17 protein-coding genes, 1 tRNA gene and 1 pseudogene are annotated in these 17,981 nt (G+C 60.6%); 5 read left to right on the top strand and 14 right to left on the bottom strand.

What is annotated here, in order from left to right:
* The first annotated feature begins 95 nt into the window (after positions 1-95).
* Positions 96-518, top strand: coding sequence for a CopD family protein (locus A37A_RS0113100; RefSeq protein WP_018291936.1), 423 nt, complete (start codon positions 96-98; stop codon positions 516-518).
* An 87-nt stretch (positions 519-605) separates the two neighbouring features.
* On the opposite strand, the gene A37A_RS0113095 is transcribed toward A37A_RS0113100, so the two are convergent.
* Positions 606-1,142: an RDD family protein gene (locus A37A_RS0113095; protein WP_020494446.1), complete on the bottom strand. Its 537-nt coding sequence runs from the start codon at positions 1,140-1,142 to the stop codon at positions 606-608.
* Between the two features lie 138 nt (positions 1,143-1,280).
* Here A37A_RS0113095 and A37A_RS22095 point away from each other — a divergent pair.
* Positions 1,281-1,433 (top strand): annotated as a pseudogene (locus A37A_RS22095) (RNA-guided endonuclease TnpB family protein); the annotation flags it as partial.
* Positions 1,434-1,560: 127 nt separating this feature from the next.
* On the opposite strand, the gene A37A_RS0113090 reads toward A37A_RS22095, so the two are convergent.
* The 13 genes from A37A_RS0113090 to A37A_RS0113030 all read right to left on the bottom strand — a co-directional run bounded on the left by A37A_RS0113090 (position 1,561) and on the right by A37A_RS0113030 (position 13,226).
* Positions 1,561-1,651 (bottom strand) — tRNA-Ser (locus tag A37A_RS0113090).
* Positions 1,652-1,720: 69 nt separating this feature from the next.
* Positions 1,721-2,083, bottom strand: coding sequence for an SH3 domain-containing protein (locus A37A_RS17560; RefSeq protein ID WP_018291934.1), 363 nt, complete (start codon positions 2,081-2,083; stop codon positions 1,721-1,723).
* Positions 2,080-3,453 carry an aconitase family protein gene (locus A37A_RS0113080; RefSeq protein ID WP_018291933.1) on the bottom strand — a complete coding sequence of 458 codons (1,374 nt, stop codon included), beginning with the start codon at positions 3,451-3,453 and terminating at the stop codon, positions 2,080-2,082. The genes A37A_RS17560 and A37A_RS0113080 overlap by 4 nt, the downstream gene beginning before the upstream one ends.
* A 61-nt stretch (positions 3,454-3,514) precedes the next feature.
* A complete protein-coding gene (thrC, locus tag A37A_RS0113075) occupies positions 3,515-4,579 on the bottom strand; it encodes a threonine synthase (protein ID WP_018291932.1) in 1,065 nt (354 codons plus the stop codon).
* Positions 4,576-5,892, bottom strand: a complete 1,317-nt coding sequence (locus A37A_RS0113070) for a homoserine dehydrogenase (protein ID WP_018291931.1) — start codon at positions 5,890-5,892, stop codon at positions 4,576-4,578. Before A37A_RS0113070 ends, thrC begins: the two co-directional genes overlap by 4 nt.
* The gene (gene lpxD, locus A37A_RS0113065) at positions 5,889-6,956 is read right to left on the bottom strand and encodes a UDP-3-O-(3-hydroxymyristoyl)glucosamine N-acyltransferase (RefSeq protein WP_018291930.1); all 1,068 of its coding nucleotides are present in this window, start codon (positions 6,954-6,956) and stop codon (positions 5,889-5,891) included. Before lpxD ends, A37A_RS0113070 begins: the two co-directional genes overlap by 4 nt.
* 13 nt (positions 6,957-6,969) lie before the next feature.
* Positions 6,970-7,554, bottom strand: a complete 585-nt coding sequence (locus A37A_RS0113060; RefSeq protein WP_020494445.1) for an OmpH family outer membrane protein — start codon at positions 7,552-7,554, stop codon at positions 6,970-6,972.
* Between the two features lie 31 nt (positions 7,555-7,585).
* Positions 7,586-9,847 (bottom strand): outer membrane protein assembly factor BamA, encoded by a 2,262-nt coding sequence (gene bamA / locus A37A_RS0113055; protein WP_196799634.1) that lies wholly within the window; start codon positions 9,845-9,847, stop codon positions 7,586-7,588.
* A gap of 568 nt (positions 9,848-10,415) precedes the next feature.
* Positions 10,416-10,994: a 50S ribosomal protein L9 gene (rplI, locus tag A37A_RS0113050; protein ID WP_018291927.1), complete on the bottom strand. Its 579-nt coding sequence runs from the start codon at positions 10,992-10,994 to the stop codon at positions 10,416-10,418.
* 115 nt (positions 10,995-11,109) lie between these two features.
* The gene (ssb, locus tag A37A_RS0113045) at positions 11,110-11,553 is read right to left on the bottom strand and encodes a single-stranded DNA-binding protein (protein ID WP_018291926.1); all 444 of its coding nucleotides are present in this window, start codon (positions 11,551-11,553) and stop codon (positions 11,110-11,112) included.
* A gap of 15 nt (positions 11,554-11,568) precedes the next feature.
* Positions 11,569-11,886: a 30S ribosomal protein S6 gene (locus A37A_RS0113040; protein ID WP_018291925.1), complete on the bottom strand. Its 318-nt coding sequence runs from the start codon at positions 11,884-11,886 to the stop codon at positions 11,569-11,571.
* 40 nt (positions 11,887-11,926) lie between these two features.
* On the bottom strand, positions 11,927-12,481 hold the full coding sequence (pth, locus tag A37A_RS0113035; protein WP_018291924.1) for an aminoacyl-tRNA hydrolase: 555 nt from the start codon (positions 12,479-12,481) through the stop codon (positions 11,927-11,929).
* A gap of 91 nt (positions 12,482-12,572) precedes the next feature.
* Positions 12,573-13,226 (bottom strand): 50S ribosomal protein L25, encoded by a 654-nt coding sequence (locus A37A_RS0113030; protein WP_018291923.1) that lies wholly within the window; start codon positions 13,224-13,226, stop codon positions 12,573-12,575.
* Positions 13,227-13,388: 162 nt separating this feature from the next.
* Between A37A_RS0113030 and A37A_RS0113025 the strand changes: the two genes are divergently transcribed.
* The 3 genes from A37A_RS0113025 to A37A_RS0113015 all read left to right on the top strand — a co-directional run bounded on the left by A37A_RS0113025 (position 13,389) and on the right by A37A_RS0113015 (position 17,960).
* Positions 13,389-16,085 carry a sensor histidine kinase KdpD gene (locus A37A_RS0113025; RefSeq protein WP_018291922.1) on the top strand — a complete coding sequence of 899 codons (2,697 nt, stop codon included), beginning with the start codon at positions 13,389-13,391 and terminating at the stop codon, positions 16,083-16,085.
* A 5-nt stretch (positions 16,086-16,090) separates the two neighbouring features.
* Positions 16,091-16,798 carry a response regulator gene (locus A37A_RS0113020; RefSeq protein ID WP_018291921.1) on the top strand — a complete coding sequence of 236 codons (708 nt, stop codon included), beginning with the start codon at positions 16,091-16,093 and terminating at the stop codon, positions 16,796-16,798.
* 256 nt (positions 16,799-17,054) lie between these two features.
* Entirely contained in the window at positions 17,055-17,960 is a 906-nt protein-coding gene (locus A37A_RS0113015) for an AraC family transcriptional regulator (RefSeq protein WP_018291920.1), read from the top strand.
* Positions 17,961-17,981: the final 21 nt, after the last annotated feature.

The following is a 17,981-nucleotide window of genomic DNA, read 5'->3' as shown; positions in this document are numbered from 1 at the left end:
CGGCAGCGTTCTCCCTTCCCAAACCAATGTAAACGCCGTCCTCCGGAAACGGGAGCAAGCGGCTCTGGCATAAGGGCGGAGACGGAGGGGGAAGGTTGATCTATCTCTGGCTCAAGGCACTGCACACCGCCGCCGTTCTGGTCTGGGTCGGTGGTCTGTTCACGCAGGCAGCCCTGCTCGCAGCCCTGGCACGGCCCGGCGTGGATCCGTCTTCCCGTCCCCTCATCCCTTCGATGCGCCGTTGGGACACCCACGTAACCTTGCCTGCGCTGATCCTGGTCTGGGTGCTCGGAATCGCTCTGGGCGCTCTTAGCGGGAGCTTCAGCAAGAGTTGGCTCTCCACCAAGCTCGTGTTCGTGGTCATTCTGTCCGCGCTCCACGGCATGCAGGCTGGCATGCTCCGCCGCTATTCGGCGAATCCCGATTTCCGGATTCCCGGTTTTGTACGCTGGTTTCCCGGACTCATCGTCGTGTCGGTGGTGGCGATAGCGATTCTTGTGACTGTGAAGCCGGGGTAAAAGGCGGCTTCTTCGATCAGAGTTACACGCCCAGAGTGCCTCTACGGGATTTCCCTTCGGGAGCTTGGGAGCGCATCCTCTCGTCTACTAGCCTTGGAACGAGGACGGAGGATACTCGCGCGGGAGGACCTGAGACCTGGAGATTCGGTCGACGTTTCGGTAGTAGTACCGCAGAGTGATCGGCACGTTCACGGCCAGAAGAACCCAATGGACTACAGAAGGAATTTTGGTTCCTGAAAGGAAGAGTGGCCAGAGAGCAAACATCGCCGCTGCGATCCGGCAGGCGTGCCGGCGGGTGGCGCCGATCAGGTTCACTGGTTTGCCTTCTGGGGTATAGACGCGAAGCTGGAGCCACATCTTTCCTTGCGTGGCGCCATGGGAGCTTCGCTCCAGCAGGGCGAAGTAGCACCAGGGTCCGACAAGGAAGGACACCGGCAGAATGATTGCTCGAAAGATAGGAATCAAGGCGCGATGGGTGGCCAAGTAATACCCAGCGGAGAAGCCTGCCAGCTGAAAAAGCAGGAGGGCGAAGAAGTAGCCAGCAATGGCGTCGATGAAGTCGGCGGTGAACCTCCGTCGCCAGTAGTATTTAAACATGTCGTACCGCGGACCTGCGTATTCCATAGCGAGCTAGAGTACTCACCCTCGGTGCTATTTTCCAGAGGGAAGTTGCGGTTTGTCGTCGGCAGGAAAATCGACGCACACACAAAAAAGCGGACACTACCGACTTAATGTCATTGCGACGCCTGCGGGCATGGGGTCGATCGTGACCTCAACGCCGCCAAAAATCTCGAACTTCGGGCCGCAAGCTCTACGGTGTCAGCCTGTGGAGAGGAACGCTCTGGCGCGAGGCGCAAGCCACGCGTGAAACGGGCATCGACGAAGCAGGAACCGAACAGCACGATCGCCGCATAGCTTTTTTAGTTAACTATGTGACGGTTTGCGTAGGTTCCGGAGAGCGGCAGATGGGTCCTTCGCGTCCCGCGTCGAGAGAAGCTGGACAATCAAGTCACCAGCCATTTGCCCACACAGGGACTTGACCTGGCGGACAGGGAGGGATTCGAACCCTCGGGCCGCTTTTGACGGCCACACGCTTTCCAGGCGTGCCCAATCAACCGCTCTGGCACCTGTCCTCGGGATGGAATTGAGAGAACTGCCGTCTTTGGCCGATGACAAGAAGATTTTGACGCGCCCGAGGTTGCTCAGAACATCCCGGGGCTGGCCATCGAGGAACCACCATAGGCTCCCATCCCTGCCTGCTCCGGTCCCTGCTGGAGGTCGGAGAGCCGGACAAAGCCGCGCATTCCCCGAGTCGTCTCGACACGGGCATAGTTCCCCGCCGATTGGAGAATCTTCACTCGGGTTCCCTTCTCGAGGTAGGCATCGGGCGCTTCCTGTCCAGGGCCTTGGAAATAAAGAGGCGCATCGATCTTGGTGACCAGGTCGTAGCCGCCTGTCACGGTTGCGCAGCCCGAAAGGCTCAGGAAGAGGAGGCAGGCGAGGGTAGTTGCCCAGGCGGGAAATGCGGCAATGGGTGGAAACAGGCGTGTGAAGGAAGAGATCACGAAGGGAGAAACTCCCGTGGGTCGGTAATCCGTCCCGTCAAGGCCGAAGCGGCAACGGTGTATGGGGAGGCCAAGTAAACCTTGGACTCCTTGTGACCCATGCGGCCGGGAAAGTTCCGGTTGGTTGCCGAAATGCAGGTCATGGGCCGGTCGAGCCGGCCGAAGGTGTCCATGGGACCGCCCAGGCAGGCGGCACAAGAGGCATTCTCCGTGAGCCGCACCCCGGCGGAACTCAGGATCTCCCAGACGCTCTTCCCGTCGATTTGCCGGCGATGGAGCTCGGAAGCGACGAGGGGGGTGGCTGGCACGGCAAAGGTCTCCACGGCAACCTGCTTCCCGTTGAGGACCTGGGCAAAAGCCAGAAAATCAGAGAGCTTTCCTCCTGTGCACGAGCCGAGGTAGGCCCGGTCGATGCGCACCGAGGAGAGCCGCTGCGCCAGTTCCCGGTTGCCGGGATTGGGGGGCTGGGCGACGGTCGGCTCAAGGGCGGAAAGATCGATGGTCTGCTCCGCGAGAACGGGTGCGTCCGGATCGGACTCCACGGGCTCGAACTGCGCATGGGTTCCATTGCGCCGACAGCTTTCCTGAACGAAAGATAGGGTCTTTTCGTCGGCGGGAAAGACGCCGTTTTTTCCGCCCGCCTCAATGGCCATGTTCGCGATGGTCATCCGGTCTTCCAGGGAGAGGCTGGCAATGCCCGCGCCATCAAACTCCATGGCGCAATAGGTTGCCCCGTCGAATCCGATCCGTCCGATGATCTCGAGGATGACATCCTTGGCCATGACACCCTTAGGGAGCTCGTCCTCCAAGCGGAATCGAAGAGTAGGGGGTACCTTGAGGAGCAACTTTCCCGTACCCAGGACAAAGCCCGCATCGGTGTTGCCGACGCCCGTGGCGAAAAGGTTGAAGGCTCCGGCGGTGCAGGTGTGGCTATCGGTGCCGAGAAAAACCTCTCCGGGCCGGACATGGCCGCGCTCGGGGACCGCGGCATGGCAGACTCCTCCGTAGCGGTCGCCGTATTGGCGGGCGAGCGGTCCTCGGGAGGAGTCGAATTGCCAATGGCCGGTTGGGTCGTCAATCACGTCGTAGAAGTAGGGCAACTGCTGGGCGCGGGCGAATTCGCGGAGCAGGTCGACGTTGCGGTTGGATTGAGAATCGGAGGTGAAGATGTAGTGATCCGGGATGATCACCACCTTGCGCGGGTCCCAGACCCGGGCGGATTTGCCGAATTCCCGCTGGAAGACGCCAATGGTTCCAGGGCCGCAGATGTCGTGGGTGAGCAGCACGTCGACGTTCACCCAGACGTTGTCTCCGGGGGAAACCGTTTTTTTCCCGCTTGCCCGGGCAAGAAGTTGTTCGGTGAGTGTCATGACCAGGAGGAGATACTCTACCCGTTCGTCCTACTTCCTGTCAAAGATGCGAATCGCCCCTTCACGCTTCCACGGCTCGCTGGAGATCCGCCAGAACGGGGGCAATCGAGATGGGTTGTGGCGCGGCCACTTGGGTAGAGACATCCGGATCTTTGAGTCCATGCCCGGTCAAGGTGATCACGACGCGGCTGCCGGGAGGAATTCGTCCTTGGGCGACTTCCTGGCGAAGCCCGGCCACACCCGCCGCGGAGGCGGGCTCGACGAAGATCCCTTCGCGCCTGGCGAGGAATTGATAGGCATCGAGGATCGCGTCGTCGGTGACCGAGCCGATCCATCCGCCCGACTCGCTGACTGCGGACATGGCGCCCTTCCAACTCGCGGGATTGCCGATGCGAATGGCGGAGGCGATGGTCTGCGGGTTGGGAATGATCCGTCCTTCGACAAGCGGAGCGGCCCCAGCCGCCTCAAAGCCGACCATGCGCGGAAGCCGGGAAATTTTGCCTGCCTGCGCGTATTCGCGGTATCCCTTCCAATAGGCGGTGATGTTGCCGGCGTTGCCCACGGGCAGGAAGTGAAAGTCGGGCGCGTCGCCAAGGGCATCAGAGACTTCGAACGCGGCCGTCTTTTGCCCTTCGATCCGGAAGGGGTTGACGGAGTTGACAAGCTCGATCTCCGGACGCTGCAGAACCAGCTCTTGCGCCATCCGCATCGCGTTGTCGAATGGGCCGGCGATCGAAACGATCCTGGCTCCGTGGATCGCAGCTTGTGCCAACTTTCCGCGAGCGATGCTCCCTTCGGGAAGGAGGACAATGCACCGGAGGCCGCACCGAGCCGCATAGGCGGCCGCCGAGGCAGCCGTATTGCCCGTGCTCGCGCAGAGGCAGATGCCGGCTTTTCTTGCCAGCGCCCGGGCAAACGCCACGACCATGCCCCGGTCCTTAAAAGAGCCCGTCGGGTTGAGGCCCTCGCACTTAAAGAAAATCTCGAGGTTTCCCGGCAACATCTCGCCCAGAGCCACCGAGGGGACGAGCGGGGTATTGCCTTCCAATAAAGTGATGGCCGGGGTCTCATCCGGCAGCGGCAGCCGGTCCCGATAGGCTGCAATGACGCCTGCCCATGGCTTCATGAACTCCGCCCCTCTTCTCCATCGAGATCTTCCACGCGTAAGAGGATAGCCGGTCTTTTCACGGTGGGAAGCGTTTCGATGATCCGACAGGCCTCTTGGACGTCGGCTTCCTGCGATTGATGGAGCAGAATGATGAGCGGGACGGTCTGGCCTCGGTGTCCTTCCGGCTGGATGACCGAAGAAATGCTGATGTTCCGGGCGGCGAAGATGCGCGCAATTTCCGCCAGGACCCCGGGGTGATCTTCCACCAGAAAGCGGACGTAGTATCGGGAGAGGATCTCTGCCATCGGTCGCAACGTAAGCGCGACCTGCCGACCGGATGGCACCATGCTCGGGGCGGTGGTTTCTCTTCGGGCCAGGGAGGCAAGATCGCTCAGGACCGCGCTGGAGGTCGGATCCCCGCCCGCTCCCCGACCATAGAAGAGCGTCTCGCCGACAACATCTCCTCGGACGGCGACGGCATTGAAGACCCCGCGGACCGAGCTCAAGAGATGGCCTTTTCGGAGGAGGGTAGGGTGAACGCGCGCCTCGATTTCTCCGCTCTTCGGATGGCTTCGGAGGATCGCCAAGAGCTTCAGCCTGTATCCGAGCTCTTGGGCGAAATGGAGGTCGAGGGGATCGACGTTCTGGATGCCTTCGGTATGAACTTCGTACAGAGCCGGCCAGAAGCCGTAGGCGAGAGCCGAGAGAATCACGGCTTTATGCGCGGTGTCGTGACCGGCGACATCGAGGGTTTCGTCGGCTTCCGCATAGCCGAGCTCTTTGGCTTCGCGGAGGGCTTCTTGGAAGGAGAGAGCGCGGGAGGTCATTGCGGAGAGCAGATAGTTGCAGGTTCCGTTGATGATGCCGTGGAGGGAGAGGATCTCGTTGGCAATCAATCCTTCTCTTAACGCCAGAAGCAGGGGGATCCCTCCGGCGACGCTGGCCTCGAAGAGGAGGCGCTTGCCCCGCTCGGCGGCAAATGCCGTCAACTCGCGCCCTTGTTCGGCCAAAAGTGCCTTGTTCGCGGTAACCACATCTTTCCCATGGGAAAGGCTTTCCCGAATGAGTTCGGCGGCCACGCCGGTCCCGCCGATGAGCTCGACCACGACGTCCAGGGAGGGGTCGCGCACCAACTCCCTCCAGTCGTCGACCATCTGCGCCTCGGGAACACCCGCCAGCCGGGCACGCTCGCGGTTCTTTTCTGAAACCTTTTCGATGCGAAGGGCCTTCCCGCAGCGCGCCGCCAAAAGCTCTCCTTGGCTCCGGAGATTTTTCCATACGCTGGTCCCGACGGTCCCCAGTCCGACCATGCCGATCCGCAGCGCATTCATGGTTGGCCGGATCGGGTGGGCGCGGGCGATTCAGAGCCATCGGCACCGCGCCTGTTCTGCTGCTCGAGCTTCCGGAGGCGCCGCCAAAGATCGGGGAGCTGAAGGTAAAGAGCTTCCAGTCGAAGGGTTTCGTTCGCAGGCCTCCCATGCCGTCCGGAGAGGACCGCGCCGGCGGGAACGTCTTTGGTGATGCCCGATTGCGCGGTAATGATGGCCCCATCGCCGATGCGGAGATGACCTGCCAGGCCGACTTGTCCGGCCAGCGTGACGTGCGAGCCAAGGGTTGTGCTGCCGGAAATTCCCGTTTGGGCGACGACCAGGCAGTGAGGACCGAGACTGACGTTGTGGGCGATCTGCACGAGGTTGTCGATCTTGCAGCCCTCCTGGATCCAGGTCTTGCCGAACCGTCCTCGATCGATCGTGGTATTTGCCCCGATCTCCACCTCGTCGTCGATCTGGACCGTGCCCGTCTGCGGAATTTTCCGATGGCGGCCGGCGCTAAATTCGTATCCGAACCCGTCGGAGCCGATCACAGCACCCGAATGGAGGATCACCCGGTTGCCGATCGTGCACCGCTCACGAACGACGACGTGAGGATAAAGAAAGCAGTGCTCACCCACGACCGACTCGGCGCCGATAAAAGAGCCAGCCCCAATGACGGTGCCGGTGCCGACGCGGACGCCCGCTTCCACGACGGATTGGGGCCCGACATGCACTCCTTCCTGGAGAGTGGCCTCGGAAGAGACCACGGCCGTGGGATGGACGCCTGGCGGATAGGGAATTGGCCGAGGAGCGAAGAGCGCTACCACCTGGGAAAAAGCCAGGGATGGCGAATCGACACGAACGAGCGCACAAGGAAAGTCGCCGGAAAGATCGCGACTCACCAGCAGAGCCGATGCCTTGGTCCGGCGAGCGGCCTGTTCGTAGCGAGGGTTCGCGTAGAACGAGATCTCCCCGCTTCCCGCGGATTCCAGATCGGCGACTCCTCGAATGATGATCTTTCTTTCCCCGTGAACTTCGCCATTAACCAGATCGGCCAGTTCTCCCAGCAGGAAAGACGCCACTCGGAAGCCTCGGTCATGGATGGACGGAGGCCGCCTTGGGTGCCGCGCCCTTGGTTGCGTTGATCGCGCGAACCACTTCCTCGGTGATGTCGGGAAGGTCCTGCGTGTAGAGGAGAATGGGCGTACCGGTCAGGCTTCGGCCGGTCTTGTCGACGACCATGGTGTACTTGCCTTTGGCTCCTACGTCGATGACGATCTTGGTGATCTCGTCGATCAGCCCCTGCCGGATGCGCTGCGAACGGTCTTCGAGCTCGCGGCCTCGGGTCGATCGAAACTCCTGAATCGCCCGCTGCAGGTTCTGCACCTCTTGCACCTTGGTCTGAAAGGCCTTCAACCTTTCCTGGCGCGCCGCTTCGGAAAGGGTCTTGTCCTGGGCGCCGTCTTGAAGCTTCTGCGCCTCTTCCGCAAGCTTCCGGTAATCATTGGTCCTTTCCTGGTCTTCTTTCTTGAACGTGGCGACCCGGGCTTGGAGCTCCGCCTCCGCGTCCTTGGTCTTGTAGTACTCGCTAAACGCCTTCTGGAAGTCGAAGGTGGCGATTTTGAGTTGTTGCGCACCGGCGAGCGATGCGGAAAGAAACAGAGCCGATAATAAGAGCAATCCTGATTTCATGTCGCGTACGGCAAAGTAGTTAAAACGAGTAGCCGACGTCAAAGTAAAATCGTCCCGTCCGGTTGAGCCAGGACGTGGTGATGTAGGGAATTCCGTAGTCGAGGCGCAGCGGTCCGATCGGCAGGTAGAGGCGCAGGCCCAAGCCAGCGTCGGCGACGATTTGGATTCCTTCGCCGGCCAACTGGTAAGGGACGTTGACCGAAGGGTTGGGGCCGATCAGCGAACCCGCGTTGAAGCCAATGTCGGTGAAAGCCGCCAGCCGAACGCGGTCGACCAGGGGAAACGTGAGCTCGAGGTTGGTAAAGGCCATCGTCTGACCGCCGACCGGGAAGTCCTCCGGGAGGTAGTTGGGGCCGACCAGCGCATAGTCAAACCCGCGAAGGCTCCGAGGGCCGCCGAGGAAGTAGCTGTCGTAAAGCGGGACGAAGCTGCTGCTGCCGTAGTTCTGCACAAAGCCGGCATTGAGATGTGACCAGAAAATGATGTCCCACGGAAGGTTCTCGTAATGCGAGATGTTGATCTGCGCCTTGTAGATGTCGGTTTGCCCCAGGAGAGGGCCTCCGGCTCCCAGGATGTTGAAGTCGACCAGGGTTCCGTGCCGGGTGATCGTCACGCTGTCCCTGCCGTCGTAGATGAGGTCGAGCGAAACGTCGCTCTGGCTGCGGGAGCCGCGATTTTCGGCATAGACGCTCACCTGCTCGATCTGGGGCAGCATGCCCCAGAGGGTGTAGTCCGTCAGGTCGTAGCGGGTCGTGAGCATCAGCCACTGGTTCAGACGTTTCGCCGCCCGCAGGTCGAAGCCCATGTTGGTCATGTTGAAGCCCTGGTAATATTGCATGTAGCTGTACTGGTTGAAGAAGAGGTCTCCACCGACCGCGATCGGCTTGTCCATGAACCAGGGCTCGGTAAACGACATGAGAAAGGTCTCCATGAAGATACCCAGCTGCGCGCGGACCCGGAACTTCTGTCCGGCTCCCGTGAAGGAAGGCGGATTGGCGATGTCGAAATTGCCCTGGTTGACCTCGACGAACCCCATGAGGCTTTCAATCGTGCTGTAGCCGAGCCCGAAACTGAGATTGCCAGTATGCTTTTCCTGGAGGCTGATCACCATGTTCTTCCGGTTGGGTACATTGGTGTCTTGCGGGTTGATCTCCACCTTCTCGAAATACCCTAGGTTTTCGAGTCGCTTGCGGCTCGCATCGACCTGGACGCTGTTGTAGACATCGCCCGGTTGAACCGCCAGCTCGCGCCGAATCACCTTGTCCTTGGTGATCGTGTTGCCCTGGATGACAATCTTGTCCACATAGGCCTGGCTCCCCTCGGCAATCTTGAAGAGCAGGTCGATCTTGCCGTTTTCCACGTTGGGGAGGCGCTCGGGCCGGATCTCGGCGTCGATGTATCCGCGCTGACCGTAATAATCGCGCAGGTCCTTGAGATCGTCGTCGAGCCCTTTCGGGGAAAAGACCGAGCCTTCGGTCATCTTCATCGAAGAGAGGATGTCCCCATTGGAGTAAACCTGGTTTCCGGAGAGTTGAATCGTGCCGACGTGATATTGGACCCCTTCGTGGATTGCGATGGTGATGGTCGTCTGGTCCTTGGTGGGATGCTCGATCTTGACGTCTCGGATGCTCATGTCGATGTAGCCGTGATTCTGGTAGAACTCCTTGAGCTTCCGTAAATCTTCCTGAAACTGCTCCTCTTTCATCAGGCCCGATTTATTGAAAAAGGAGAGCAAATTCTTTTTCTTGGTTTTGAACTGCTTCTGCAGCTCCTTGGCTGGAAAGCTGTTGTTGCCCGTGAAGTTCATCAAGGTGATGAACCGCTTTTCCCCTTCCGCGATCAGCACGGTGACGACGGCGCGCCCGAACTCCTCGTTCACGTCGATCTTGTAATTGACCTGTGCGTCGCCGAAACCGTGATTCTGATAGTATTCCTTGATCTTTTCCGCGTCGGCCGAAATCTGGAATTCGCTCAACGGGTCGCCGACCTTGGCTTTCATCTGGTGCCGGATCGTCTCGGTCTTAACCCCTTGCCCTCCCTTGATCACGATCTCTTTGATCAATGGCTTGGGCTGAACGACGACGAGCACCTTGACGCCATCTCCCATCGGCTCGCTCGTAATGCGCAAGTTGGTGAAGAGACCGGTCGCGTAGAGGTTGCGCACGTCTTCCTCGACCGTGGTCGCGACATACGGCTGCCCGACCGTCGTGTGCATGTTGGAGAGGATCATGCTCCGGTTGACCGACTTCGGCCCCACGTAGACGACCTCGATCTCCTTCACGCTCGGCCCGAGTGCCTGCGCTCCGGATGCGCTCGGCGGAGCGATCGTCTTCTTCGGTCGCTGTCTTGGAGCCGCCGGGGCAACGGGAGGCTGCTCCTCCGCGGGAGGGACCGGCTGAGCGACAGGCGGAGACGCTTCCTCAGAGGGCAGGGGAGGCGGTGTGAGTCGAGGAGCGGTCGGAACGACGGGCTCGGGGGGCTGCGGCTCGGATGGCGTCGGAGCAGGTGCCGGGCTTTCTCCCGGCGGAGAAGTGGTTGCCGTCGGAGGTTGGTCCAAGAGGGCCGGGGGATTTTGGGGAAGGCTTTCTAGCGGAAGGAGCGGTTGACTTCCCGCGGATTCGCCCCCTTGGGAAGCCGCAGGAGTCGCCTCGCCGCCCTCCGATGACGATCCCGCTGGATGAGCCTCCTGGCCCCAAGACCAAAACGTGAAAACAAGGATCAGGGAAGCAAACAGGGATGACCCACCGCGCAGCCATCGAGGCGGGAGCTCTGTTGTTCGCTTCACACGCTCGTGCCGTTTGGTCGGAGGGAATCCTCTTCCTCGTCTCCCTTTTTCTAGGCACCAGGGATTACGCGGAGGTGTCGGAGGAGGCAGTCTCTCCCTTCGATGGGGCAGAATGCTTGGTTTTCTTCGAAGCCGGCCTTTTGCGCGGCTCACCCTTTGTCTTCGCCTCTTTCCCTTTAGCTTGTTCCGCCGGAGGAACCAGTTCGACATGCAGCAGGGCGGTCACATCGGGATGGATGTCTACCGAAAGGCTGTAGGTCCGCATCTCCTTGAGGGGCCGATCGATTCGGATCTTCTTCCGATCGATCTCGATCCCTTCCTCCCTCAGGCGGTCGGCGACATGCTGGGCTGTGACGGCACCGAACACCTTCTCTTGCTCCTCGGATCCCGAGGCAAGGGTGAAGAGCAGCTTGAGCTTCTGCAGGCGGGAGGCGAACTCCTGGGCAGCCTGGAACTCGGCCGCCTCTCGCTCGGCCCGCCGCTTGCGTAGGAGTTCGATATGGTGCTTGGTCGCCATGGTGGCTACGGTCGCCATCCGTTTGGGCAGTAAAAAGTTGCGCGCATAGCCGCTCTTTACCTTCACTAAGTCCCCTTCCGCTCCCAACTTGTCGATTCTCGTGTGCAGAAGCACTTCCACCAGCATGGCAATTTCTCCCTTGATTGCTACTCAGATTGGGCTTGGCATCCGCCGCCCGTTCTCTTCCCGAAGCCCGTTTTTTGAGCCGCTACCAGCGGCGTGCCAGGAAATCCGGACCCTATTAAAAAGGAACTTCATCCGGCTCGCTGACGTTCCCTTCCGTCGGTCCAGTGGGTTCTCCACCCTCGCGAGGGCGGCCAGTTTCTTCGCCGGTCGGAGGGCCACCCGCCGGTTTGCCCCGGCCCAGAAATTGAATACGTTCCGCACGGACGCGCAGTCGGTTGCGCTTCTCTCCCTCGCGGGTTTCCCATTGCTCGAATTGCAGTCGCCCTTCGACCAAGATCGGCGAGCCGCGATGCAGGAACTCCTTGACCGTTTCCGCCTGACGTCCCCAGGCAACAATGTCGACGAAGCAGGTCTCCTCCTTCACCTGCCCGTCTTGTCCGCGGATGGAAGTATTGACGGCCAAGGCAAGATCACCGACGGCGGTACCCTTGGGCGTGTAGCGTACTTCGGGATCCCGGGTCAAATTCCCGATCAGAAAGACACGGTTCAGGTCAGCCATGGGAGGATCCTCGGTTTATGCTGGCGACCCGACGGGCTCCAAAGCATGGCTCTTTCGAAGGTAGAATTGCCGAAATAGGAAGGAATGGGCCTTCTGCGCCTGCGCCAAGGCCGAGATGCGGCGTGGCTCGAGCGAGAAGATCAAGTTGACGTAGTAGCCAGACTCGATTCGACGGGCCACCCGCTCGAAGCGCCGTCGATCCATCTTCTGGCAGCCGTGCGTCTCTCCTCCTTCCGTCCGAATGGCCGATTCCAACTGTTCGATGGCCTGCTTCACGTTTTCGTCTTCGCCTTGCACGTTTAAGATATATAATCCGTCGTAAATTGCTTTCATGATCGGTCCGATCGCCTTTCCTCGAAGAGGCTGTGGTTGGTTATGCGTTGAACCGGTTCATCGCTACCGCAATGCCGCACTCTTGACAACATTCAAATGCATCGGCGGCTTGCTCGATCATCGCTTCGAGATCAGGCCGCTCGTCGTTGCAAAAACGGGCGAGGACGAAATCTGCCAGATCCACACCCCGGGGCAGGGGTCCAATTCCGCACCGGAGCCTTCCGAAACCCTCGGTGCCGATTGCGGAAACAATGGAAAGCAGCCCGCGATGGCCTCCGGAAGCACCGCCTGGACGCAGGCGAAGCTTGCCCAGCGGTAGGGCGATGTCGTCAACGATCACAAAGATGTCCTCGGGTTTTTTTCTTAACCTTTGTAAGAAGTTACGCACGATCACCCCGCTTTCGTTCATATAACAGAGAGGCGAGATGAAGAGAGCCTGCTTTCCTTCGGCGACGCAGGCTGGCCCCGAGCGCTCTGGACGCCAGGAGAGCTTCTGGCGTCGGGCAACGGCTTCCAACACCATCAGGCCGACGTTGTGTCGCGTGCCGCGGTACTCCGGTCCGGGGTTGCCTAATCCGAAGATCAGAGAAAACACCTTCTCGTGTTCTCGGTTAAGCTTAGCCCGCCGGCTTTGTCCAAAAAGCCTGCGGCTTGGTCTGCGCGGTTTGACGCCTCTTCGGGGGAGGCTACTCCTTGGCTCCCTCTTCGGCTTCCTTTCGTGCCCGCACAAGCTCGGGCTCCTTGGCTTCCTGGGCCGAAGGTGCCTCTTCGGTTTGCGGAGCGGTAATCGTGAAGAGAACTTGATCTTTCGCGTTGAGAAATTCGACGCCCGCCGGCGGGGAGACGTCTCCGACGTGGATCGACTCTCCGACGCCCATCGCCTCGACGTCGACCGCGATCGACTCGGGGAGATCGTGGGGCAAGCAACTGATGCGCAGGTGGCGGATGGGAGCCTGCAGCAGGCCTCCGCCCGTGCGAACTCCGACCGGATCGCCAACCGCGCGCACTTCGACCTCCGTATGGATCTTCTCGTCGGCGGAAAGCTCATGAAGATCGACATGCAAAATGCGATCCGTCAGCGGATGCGCTTGAACGTCTTGCAAGAAAGCGAGCTTATGCTCGGCCTTCTCGGCAGCCTCAACTTGGAGATCGATCAAAACCTTTTCGGTCCCTCTCCCATGGAAAGCCTCCACCAGCTCCAGCGCGCCGATCTCCAGTGCCACGTGGCCCTTTCGGCCGTAGAGCACGGCGGGGATTTTTCCCTGCGCCCGCAGGCGACGCACCTGGTGTCTTCCCACCGCCGAGCGCCGTTGGGCCTTGAGCAATACTGTCCGCGCCATACCTGAACCTCCGATTCGGTTGAAAAAAGAGCGCTTAACATAAAGTCGGAGATTGCGCACGACAATTCTCTTTTTTTCCGCCCGCGATCGACGATCGGACGCTGGCTCCGCACTCCTCGTTTTGTTGGAAGCGGGCGGGCGGGATGCTACTCTTCTCCTCGCATGTCCGTTCCCTCAGATGAGCGTCCGAATCCGGACTCCCTATTGGCTGTTGTCTCGAAGGAAGAGGCGGAGAAGCGACGGGGGAATCTTAAGATATTTTTGGGAATGTGTCCAGGGGTCGGGAAGACTTTCACGATGCTCGAGGCTGCCCGTGTGGAACAGGCCAACGGCCGTGACGTCGTGATTGGATACGTCGAAACTCACGGGCGCAAGGAAACGGAAGCCTTGGTGGAGGGACTTCCGAAGATTCCCCGGCGCTTGGTGGAGTATCGAGGGCTACGGCTGGAGGAGATGGATCTCGATGCGCTCCTCGCTCGTCGGCCGCATCTGGCCGTCGTCGACGAGTTGGCCCACAGCAACGCTCCCGGGAGCCGTCATCCGAAGCGCTACCAGGACGTCGAAGAGCTGCTAGAGGCGGGCATCGATGTCTTTACGACGCTCAATGTGCAGCACATCGAGAGCCGAACAGACACCGTCCAACAGATCACCGGCGCTCCCGTGCAAGAGACGGTGCCGGACCGGTTCGTCGACCTGGCGGAAATCGAGGTGATTGACCTCTCGGCTGAGGATCTGCTCAAGCGGCTGTCGGAGGGAAAGGTCTATATTCCGGACCGGGCGCGCGCCGCGGCCCTCCATTTCTTCCGGGAAGGGAACCTGCGGGCCCTACGCGAGATCGTCCTGCGGCTGGCGGCGGAAAAGGCGGGCAAGGATGTGCACGAGTACATGCAGCTCATGCACATCTTGGGTCCTTGGAAGACCGGTCACCGACTGATGGTCGCCGTGAGCGCGAGCCCGTTTTCGGAGCCGCTCATCCGATGGACTCGTCGGTTGGCCGACAGCCTGGGTTGCCCTTGGATCGCTGCTTACGTCGAACGGCTTCATCCGCTCTCCACCGAGGACGAAGCGCGGCTGGGACATCATCTCGATCTCGTTCGCCGACTAGGGGGAGAGGTCGCCACGGCGACCGACGACGACCTAGTGAGCGGGCTCGTTCGGGTCGCCCGGCAGCATAATGTGACCCAGATCGTTTTGGGCAAGCCGGGAGGCAGCGGTCCCTTCGACTGGATTCGGAGCCGTTCCTTGCTCCACCGCCTGGCTCGCGTGAGTGGGGAAATCGATCTCCATATCGTGCGAGTAGAGGGAGAAGCAAAGCCGGAGCGGACTCCGCGCCGGTGGCGCATGGCGGAGTCTCCCGGCTCCTCCTACGGCGTTGCGGCCGCCGTGGTCTTCGCCTTGACCTACCTCAATCTCGCCCTTCACCACTGGCTCGGCAGCCGGTCGATCGGGCTGATCTACTTGCTCGCGATCGTGCTCATGGCCCTCTTCGTCGGAAGGGGGCCCGTTCTCTTCGCGGCCCTCTGGAGCGCTCTGCTCTGGGATTTCTTCTTCCTCTCTCCGCGTTTCACCCTGGGCGTGTTCGAGTTCGAGAACGGGATCATGGTCAGCACCTACTTGGTGGTGGCGCTCGTTTTGGGACAGTTCATTGCCCGCGCCCGAGCGCAGGAGAAAGCCGAGCGGCGGCGAGAGCAGAGGGTGACCGCCCTCTACCTCCTTACGCAGGAACTCTCGTCGGCGACGACCATGGACGACATCGTCTCCCGAGTCGTGGAGCATGTCGGAAGGACGTTTCACTCGGAGGTCGCCTTCTTCTTGGCGAATCCGATGGAGAAAGGGCTTTACTCGGTGCCGCACTGGGCGAGCACCTTTCGGGTGAGCGAGCGCGAGGCGGCTGTCGCCGCATGGGCGTTCGAAAACGTTCGGCCCTCGGGCCGGTTCACCGACAATCTTCCTCTTTCCCAAGGCCACTACATCCCGCTTGTGAGTTCAGGGAAGGCGGTTGGGGTCCTAGGGGTGCGGCTTTTGGAGGAAAAGAATCTTACCTTCGATCAGAAGACGCTCTTGCAGGCTTGTGCCAATCAGATCGCGCTCGTGGTCGATCGGCAAAATCTCTGCGAAATGGCCGAGCATTCCCGGCTGGCAGCCGAGTCGGAGCGTCTGAGTCAAACCCTTCTCAATTCGATCTCGCACGAGATGCGGACTCCTCTGGCTGTCATCACAGCGGCCATCTCGAGCCTTCCGGCAGAATCGCGCAGGAAACTCGGATCGGAGGCGGTCTACTTGGAGGAGATCGCCTCGGCATCGACCCGAATGAACCGGCTGGTTGAAAATCTGCTCGATATGGCCCGGCTCAGCTCCGGCCATTTCAAGCTCAAAAAAGAGTGGTGCGATGGAAAGGATCTGGTGAATGCGGCGCTCCACGACACCGAGAAGGAGTTGAAAGGGCGGGAAGTCCAGGTCAGGGTTTCGAGCGATCTTCCCTTGGTTCGTATCGATTTTCCGTTGGTCCAGCAGGCGCTCACCAATCTCATGCTTAACGCCGCCATGCATACTCCCCCGGCTACTCCCGTGGAAGTGACGATAGAGGCGGACCGCTCCTGGGAGGAGATGCTCCTCCGCGTCTCCGACCGGGGGCCGGGGCTCGGACCCGAGGGCGGGAGCCATCTCTTCGATAAGTTCTACCGCGGGATCGGGGCTCCTCCGGGAGGAACGGGCTTGGGCCTTTCGATCGTCAAAGGGGTGGTCGAGGCACACGGCGGGCGCGTGGAAGCGGCGAATCGGCCCGGGGGAGGGGCGGTGTTTTCCCTCTTCTTCCCCTTGGAGCGTGTTCCGGAGGCAGCGGCATCCCCGAAAGCATAGTCAAAATGGAGAGCGAAGCATCTAGGGAGCATCCGCTTCGGCTCGTCGTGATCGACGATGAGCCGCAAATCCGGCGCCTGCTGCAACTAGCCCTGGAGAGTCATGACTACCAAGTGGTGGAAGCGGTGAACGGCCGGGACGGGGTCTTGGCCGTAGCGCAAAATCGCCCCGAAGCCGTCGTGCTGGATCTCTTGCTTCCGGATATGAGCGGAGTGGAGGTGATCCGACGCATCCGTGAGTGGAGCGAGGTCCCGATTCTTGTGCTCTCCGCACTCGGCCAGGAAAAGGAAAAGGTGAGCGCTCTGGACGCCGGCGCGGACGATTATCTGACCAAGCCGTTCGGCATCGAGGAGCTGCTCGCTCGAATTCGCGTCATGCTGCGCCGGGCCCTCCGTCCTGCGGAAAGCCCCCATTTCCGCAGCGGCACTCTAGAGGTCGATCTGAGCGCGCGACGTCTCTGGGTAAAGGGAGAGGAGCTTCATCTAACCGCAACGGAGTATGCTTTGTTGCGACTTTTCGTTCGGCACGCCGGCAAGGTGCTTACCCATCGGCAGATCCTACAGGAGGTCTGGGGGCCAAAGTCGGTCGAGCAGACCCATTACCTGCGCGTCTACATTGGCCGGTTGCGCGATAAGATCGAGGCCGAGCCCGCGCAGCCTCTTTTGCTGCTGACCGAGCCGGGTGTCGGATATCGTCTCGCCCTCTTGGACTAACCTGCACGTCTCACAAGCGTTCTCCTACGGCTTGCGAGATGGAGCCGTCTGTTTCGTTGGGCTTGGTTTTCCATCCTTGCAGTATGTCGTCATACAGCTCCGGGGGAAAACCCGCGCCGCGCCTCGCATCCAAGCCCATTTGCGGCGCCTCGGGTACGAACTTGGTGAGACATGTAAGCTCGTAACAGAATCGGGTTGCCCCTGGATCGGGTTGGTGGCAGGTTTTGCTTCAATGTCCGGCACCCGAGCGAAGCCAATGGAAGCCGGCGTATGGGAGCCTGTCGGTGGCTGGAGGCAGCTCGAGGGCGATATCTTTGGCCTCGGCTGGAGCGTCGAATCCCTGGAGTTCTTCTCACCGGAAGCGGTCAACTGGGCGCGAAGCTTCCATGCGGACAGCTTGGAAATCTGCGTCAATTTCACTGGGCATGGGTTGGTGCGGGCTGGGAAGAAAAGCCTGATGTTCCTGCCGGGATTCTTCGGCTTTTACGCATTGCGGGAAGAGGGGTTGGAGGCAACCCGCTCGGGTGGAGAGTCCAATCGGTTTTTAACGTTTGAATGGTCTCGCTCTCGCTTGGCAAAAGAACTCGAAGGGTTGGAAGACGATCTACCGTCGACGGTTAGAAAATGGCTTGCCGGCCGGAATCTGGACCCCCTGGTCGGTCGGCTGCGTCTGCTCCCGGAATATTGGGGCCATGCCTGGAATCATTGGGTGGCTCCGGACGTGCCTGGGCGAGCACGCTCTCTCTGGTTTTGGGGCCGTGCTCTTGAGCTTGCGGGAGTGCTTCTCTTCGAGGAATCCCCGCGGAAATCGGAGCGTCGGCTCCATTGGAATGCGCGACGATGGGCGGAGCGGGCGCAGGAATATCTTCGGGCTCACCTGGCGGAACCGCTCTGCTTGAAGGCGCTCTCCAAGGAGGTCGGTTGCAGTCCTTTTTATCTCAGCCGCATCTTTTCGGATCAAGTGGGAGAGACCCTGCCCGCCTACTTGCGGCGGCTGCGCATGGAAAAGGCTGCGGAACTCCTCCGGAAGGGGGAACACAATGTCACGGAAGCGGCCACAGCCGTCGGATATTCGAGCTTGAGTCATTTCAGCAAGGCTTTTTGCCGAATGATGGGATGTTGCCCATGCGTTTATCCCAATCCGGCGCGGCTGATCCGCTGAAGCCGGGGAGGAGATTCTATC

The sequence above is a fragment of the Verrucomicrobium sp. 3C genome, assembly GCF_000379365.1.
Classification (GTDB): Bacteria; Verrucomicrobiota; Verrucomicrobiia; order Methylacidiphilales; family Methylacidiphilaceae; genus Methylacidimicrobium.
This window is presented reverse-complemented; position numbering and strand designations above follow the sequence as displayed.

What these genes read in the sequence shown, in the direction of transcription:
- A37A_RS0113095 (WP_020494446.1), bottom strand. Translation starts at nt 1,142, where the DNA reads ATGGAATACGCAGGTCCGCGGTACGACATGTTTAAATACTACTGGCGA.
- A37A_RS0113080 (WP_018291933.1), bottom strand. Translation starts at nt 3,453, where the DNA reads ATGACACTCACCGAACAACTTCTTGCCCGGGCAAGCGGGAAAAAAACG.
- thrC (WP_018291932.1), bottom strand. Translation starts at nt 4,579, where the DNA reads ATGAAGCCATGGGCAGGCGTCATTGCAGCCTATCGGGACCGGCTGCCG.
- A37A_RS0113070 (WP_018291931.1), bottom strand. Translation starts at nt 5,892, where the DNA reads ATGAATGCGCTGCGGATCGGCATGGTCGGACTGGGGACCGTCGGGACC.
- rplI (WP_018291927.1), bottom strand. Translation starts at nt 10,994, where the DNA reads ATGCTGGTGGAAGTGCTTCTGCACACGAGAATCGACAAGTTGGGAGCG.
- ssb (WP_018291926.1), bottom strand. Translation starts at nt 11,553, where the DNA reads ATGGCTGACCTGAACCGTGTCTTTCTGATCGGGAATTTGACCCGGGAT.
- A37A_RS0113040 (WP_018291925.1), bottom strand. Translation starts at nt 11,886, where the DNA reads ATGAAAGCAATTTACGACGGATTATATATCTTAAACGTGCAAGGCGAA.
- A37A_RS0113030 (WP_018291923.1), bottom strand. Translation starts at nt 13,226, where the DNA reads ATGGCGCGGACAGTATTGCTCAAGGCCCAACGGCGCTCGGCGGTGGGA.
- A37A_RS0113025 (WP_018291922.1), top strand. Translation starts at nt 13,389, where the DNA reads ATGTCCGTTCCCTCAGATGAGCGTCCGAATCCGGACTCCCTATTGGCT.
- A37A_RS0113020 (WP_018291921.1), top strand. Translation starts at nt 16,091, where the DNA reads ATGGAGAGCGAAGCATCTAGGGAGCATCCGCTTCGGCTCGTCGTGATC.
- A37A_RS0113015 (WP_018291920.1), top strand. Translation starts at nt 17,055, where the DNA reads ATGGAAGCCGGCGTATGGGAGCCTGTCGGTGGCTGGAGGCAGCTCGAG.